Origin of the sequence: Campylobacter troglodytis, from assembly GCF_006864425.1 — a bacterium.
GTDB lineage: Bacteria > Campylobacterota > Campylobacteria > Campylobacterales > Campylobacteraceae > Campylobacter_D > Campylobacter_D troglodytis.
In genome coordinates this window covers 1-339 of the sequence record NZ_QHLI01000286.1, presented here as the reverse complement: position 1 = coordinate 339, position 339 = coordinate 1, and the positions used below count along the sequence as shown (strand labels likewise).

The window sequence follows — 339 nt, the reverse complement described above, 5'->3', positions numbered from 1 at the left end:
AAAACAAGGACATCTCTTGCAGCAAATTAAAATAAAGGCACTTGATATATTTGGCAAGCCTATATTAAATATTGCAGATAAGATTTTACTTGATATAGAATACAACAATATTATTACACATACCTTATCAAATCCTAAAGAACAAGACGGTGGAATCTATATATTTGATAATATTCCAAGTAATGTAAGTTTATTTGCTAATGTTTTTATAAGACTGGCTTCTAATACGCTTGTGCCAAATACAAGCAATAGATACTATTGCCAAACTCCATATTTTCTACATAATACTTGCACACAAATCAATAAATTTCAAGCCATGCTTGATAATGCCAAGCCCAC

At 30.1% G+C, this 339-nt stretch carries 1 protein-coding gene; it reads left to right on the top strand.

What is annotated here, in order from left to right; translation table 11 throughout:
* Positions 1 to 16 precede the first annotated feature (16 nt).
* A partial coding sequence (locus tag DMC01_RS12890) for a hypothetical protein (protein ID WP_142694553.1) occupies positions 17 to 339 on the top strand: 323 nt, incomplete at its 3' end.